The sequence below is a fragment of the Cyanobacteria bacterium GSL.Bin1 genome (assembly GCA_009909085.1).
GTDB lineage: Bacteria > Cyanobacteriota > Cyanobacteriia > Cyanobacteriales > Rubidibacteraceae > Halothece.
The window spans coordinates 1-4,137 of sequence record JAAANX010000170.1 but is presented as its reverse complement, the minus strand read 5'-3'; the positions used below and the strand labels follow the sequence as shown (position 1 = coordinate 4,137).

Below are 4,137 nucleotides of genomic sequence, written 5' to 3'. Positions count from 1 at the left end.
GATAAGCGGCTAAAATGACCGACAACGAATTGTTCCTCTAAGCCCAAGTGGTTTCTCATTTGAATTCGCTGTTGCTCACTGCTTTGATAGAGTTTCGGATCAAACCCGTTATAAACCACTTCTACTAAATCCTCTCGTCCACCTGCTTCAATAAAAGCAGCTCGAGTCGCCTGGGAATTAGCAATCACTAACGTGGCGCGATTTGCCAAAGTAACCGCCAAACGGCGATTCGTGAAGCTAAAATGCTCAGCAGAGAGAATATCTCGGAGATGATGCACGAAAGGACGACGAGCGAGGAAGCTGGCAATTGCGCCAACCACTAGCGCTTTTTGAGTATTGGTGTAGATCAAGTCGTAGTGACCGGCAATATGAGCAATTTTGGTAATTAGAGGACTTAAAGACGTGACACTATTCAGGCTCTGGAGAATACTGCTGTCTTTACGGACACGGATTGACTGATCGGTCAGGACTTGAACCGGAATTTGCCGCTGTTCAAGCAGTTCTCGAAAGGGACCATCGGCTAATAAACCGACCAAGCAATTTTCTTGATAGGGTTGAGCAACATCTGACAGCGATAACTCTGCGCCGCCGATTTTGCCACTTTGATCGAGAAATAAAATTTTCATGCTTTTGTCTCGTCAATTGCCGCTTGATAAACGGATTTGATCTGCTGAGCAATCGTAGACCAAGCATAGTGCTTCTGCACATATGCTTTACAGGCTTGCTCACTAGGTAACTGACGTTTCCCGGCTAAAGCTTCGATCATCCCTTGTGCCAGTTGCTGTGGCGTGTAACCATCCAGGATTAGATCCGGGCAAAAGGGTTGTAAAATGCTCGGAATCCCACCGACGGGGGTACCCAAGACAGGGGTTCCCGTTGCCAGGGACTCCACCACAATTAAACCAAATCCTTCCAGGTCAATGGTAGGGACAATTGAGAAACTAGCGGCGCGATAGGCAAGGGGAAGGTGTGCCTCTGGGAGATAGCCGAGCAGGTAAACATTGCGAGTTAAGTTAAGTGCTTCAATTTGTTGTTCCAAAGCAGATGCCAGGGGACCTTTTCCCGCAATATAGAGCATCGCTTCTGGATAGTGCTCATGCACTTGCCGAAAGGCTGTAATTAGATTTTCAATCCCCATCCGTCTAGCTAATCGGCGCACACAGAAAATAATTGGCTTCTCCAACGACCACCCTAGCTGGGCTCGCGCTTCGATACAAGATAAAGGTCGATCAAAACGTTCAATATCAGTACCGCCGGGGATAACATGAATTCGTTCTAACGGAACTTGATACGTTTGATGTAGAATATCGCGGAAGCTCGTTGAGAGGGTTATAAAGCGCGTGCTCCGGCGATAGGTTGCCTGCTCTAAAGTTTTTTTTGCCCGGCTTGCTATCTTTTTAGCCCCTTCCATGGTGCTCTCCAGTGCCCACGGTCCATGAAAGTGAGTGACAAGGGGTCGAGAGCCAAGTTGATTGAGACAAGGGAACGTGTATAGAGCAAAATGAGAAACAATGACAGAATGATTAGTGAGTGAAAATTGCTGCTGAGTTGCTTGTCGGACTCCACGCCAGCGCCGGAGAAGAGATGAAGAACTGGGGGCAAAGGCTTGGATCTGACCTTGAGCATTTTCCATGACATTCGAGGAACCAGCGACTAAACCGCTTATCTGAATACCAGCTTTGGGCAGGTACTTCATGCAGTCGTAGTAGTAGCGATTCAATCCACCCGGTTCTTCTGGAAACCATCCCTTACCAATCTGCAAAATTTTCATTCTTTACTGGAACAGAAACTTGACTACTGGTTTAGGAATGAGTCAAGAGGTTATTTTCATCATCATCAACTCGATATTATACCCAACTTGGAAGGTTATTTGAGAAGTTGTTCCTAAAAAAAATATGAAAAAGCCATGTCTCTGATTGACTAATCAGGCTGTATTCTTTCAGAGAAGCTTGCAATCAGACTCATGGCAGTGATGGGTGCTGTTACCGCACGCAAGATCCGTCTTCCTAGAGAAACCAGTTGAAACTGCGCTTCCTCGGCTTCGAGAATTTCTAACTCAGTCCATCCGCCTTCGCAACCCGTTGCAATGATAACGGAGTCTCCAAATGCCAGTTGACCGGATAACACGGTACTGAATAACGGAACATCGTAGCGGGCGGTACAAAAGTAACAATGTGCGGAAATTGGACTAGAGTTGCTGAGGGCTGCGGATAAGGGAATCGGTTCCTGAATTGTCGGCACGATCGCGCGTTCCGATTGTTCCGCTGCTTCTTGTGCGATGCGCTGCCAACGGGTTAACTTATTAGCACTGGGCTTCAGTAGTGTTCTTTGACTCAAAATAGGAATGATAGTTGTTACACCAATTTCGGTACAACAACGGACAATTTCATCAATGCCTTGTTTGGGTAATGACACCAGCAGTGTGACGTTGACGGGAAGTTCAGTTTGAATTTCAATGGGGGCAATAATTTCTGCATTGTCAGCAGTCAACTGAACAAGCCAAGCTGTTCCTTTGCCGGTCATGGCTACAGCGCGATCTCCCACGTCTAATCGTAACACGCGCCGTAAATAGTGTGTCTGAGCGTCATTCAAGTGAATGATTGTTCCTTGTTGCTGTTTAAGGTTAATGACAAACCGTTGATACTGCACACCTTTTTGACTGTTTGTACACTGTAATCAGATTATCATCTCTTATCCAGAGAGGGAGTCACGCTAATTTTGCGCTTGTTTTTCCATTACTAAGGACAGAGTAATGAACTCAAAAGTTACTAACTTTCTTATCCTGCCAACCTTAACATTAAGTTGTGGAATTTTAGTTACCATTTTATTTCCAAATCGTGGAAAAATTGCTGTCCTCATTGGAAGTACAACGGGTTCAATTATCGGTACATATTCGTTGACGCGTCAAGAATCTAATCAACACTCAAAACCAGCAACGATTAATTCTCCTGAAGAACGCTTACAATTCCTCCAAGAACAAGTCCAACTCTTTCAGGATCATTTACAAGAGTTATCTCAAGATATCAGCAGTGCTGAAACAGCGCTAATTACTTCCTCTTTTTCTCAAAATAATTCTCATCAAGCGCAAGCAATTGCTGAAGACCGCGAAGTTATTAATTGGTTGGTTCATCAAGGAATTACAGTACAAAAGTATCATATTCCTGACGACAATGAAGAAGTTTTTAATAAGTTAGCTATTTACTTAGGAGAAAAATATTCTGATTTAAGTTATTTTTATATCCAATTAAAACGGAGTTTTTCTAAAGGACAAAATTTATCAGTTAATCTTGCCTCGCGGAGTAAAACTGAAATTACCTATACTACTCAGTTCTGTAGCCGCATGAGCGACTATGCTTTTTTGTCCTCTTATCAGTATGACCGGAAAAATAAAATGTTATATGCCTCTCCGCAAAAGAAGGGCTTAGTGATTAATTTTATTACGGGTGGCTGGTTTGAGCGTTATATTTATTTAAGTCTCTGTCAGCTACTTCGGCAAAGCAAACAAGCTTACAAGAGTATTTTAAATCCGCAAATTGTTTTGCAAAATGGTGAAGACTTTGAGTTAGATATTTTATTTTTAGTTAATAATAAACCCTTTTGGATTGAGTGTAAAACTGGAGATTATCAAAATCATGTTACTAAATATTCAAAAATGCGCAGTGTTTTATCAATTCCTAAAGACTGTTCGTTATTAGTCATTTTAGGAATTCGGGAGCAACTAACTCAGGAATTGACTAGTTTACATGATATTCATGTTGCCAATGAAAATAATTTTTTAGCGACAGCGGAAAGTCTTATTTTAGGTCATTCATCTCCTCGGTCAACTGATGAAGATTGATGACTCGAACGTAAATTAAATTAATAAAATTTAGAATTGTAGCACGTCGGGCAGGTGTCTCATCCTTCTTTACAACCTAATGGCGAACGGCTAGCTGCGTCCCAACGCGATCGCGCCAGTGATTGCAAAAGCATTGCCGTTACAACACATTTAACTGGCAAGAGCGCGAGAACATAAGTCCCGCGCTGTAATCTCTGATTCAGCGTCGGGATATCCTCACTTCCTCGTCGCTTCGCTCCTGCGTCGCTGCGTTGGAGTCTCGCCGTTGATTGACCGGAGCTTTAGTGAGGAGGTTCGAT

At 43.4% G+C, this 4,137-nt stretch carries 4 protein-coding genes; 1 reads left to right on the top strand and 3 read right to left on the bottom strand.

Annotated features, from left to right (window positions below):
- The 3 genes from GVY04_19670 to GVY04_19660 form a co-directional block, all read right to left on the bottom strand.
- Window positions 1–626, bottom strand: a 626-nt coding sequence (locus GVY04_19670) for a glycosyltransferase (protein NBD18265.1), incomplete at its 3' end; no start/stop codon positions are given.
- The gene (locus GVY04_19665) at window positions 623–1,771 is read right to left on the bottom strand and encodes a glycosyltransferase (GenBank protein ID NBD18264.1); all 1,149 of its coding nucleotides are present in this window, start codon (window positions 1,769–1,771) and stop codon (window positions 623–625) included. The genes GVY04_19665 and GVY04_19670, both read right to left, overlap by 4 nt.
- A gap of 149 nt (window positions 1,772–1,920) precedes the next feature.
- The gene (locus GVY04_19660; protein NBD18263.1) at window positions 1,921–2,649 is read right to left on the bottom strand and encodes a 16S rRNA (uracil(1498)-N(3))-methyltransferase; all 729 of its coding nucleotides are present in this window, start codon (window positions 2,647–2,649) and stop codon (window positions 1,921–1,923) included.
- 103 nt (window positions 2,650–2,752) lie between these two features.
- On the opposite strand from GVY04_19660, the gene GVY04_19655 reads away from it, so the two are divergent.
- On the top strand, window positions 2,753–3,838 hold the full coding sequence (locus tag GVY04_19655) for a DUF1887 family protein (protein ID NBD18262.1): 1,086 nt from the start codon (window positions 2,753–2,755) through the stop codon (window positions 3,836–3,838).
- Window positions 3,839–4,137 lie beyond the last annotated feature (299 nt).

Bases quoted from the DNA above. Each gene is read 5' to 3' on its own strand.
- GVY04_19665 (NBD18264.1), bottom strand. From the start codon at position 1,771: ATGAAAATTTTGCAGATTGGTAAGGGATGGTTTCCAGAAGAACCGGGT.
- GVY04_19655 (NBD18262.1), top strand. From the start codon at position 2,753: ATGAACTCAAAAGTTACTAACTTTCTTATCCTGCCAACCTTAACATTA.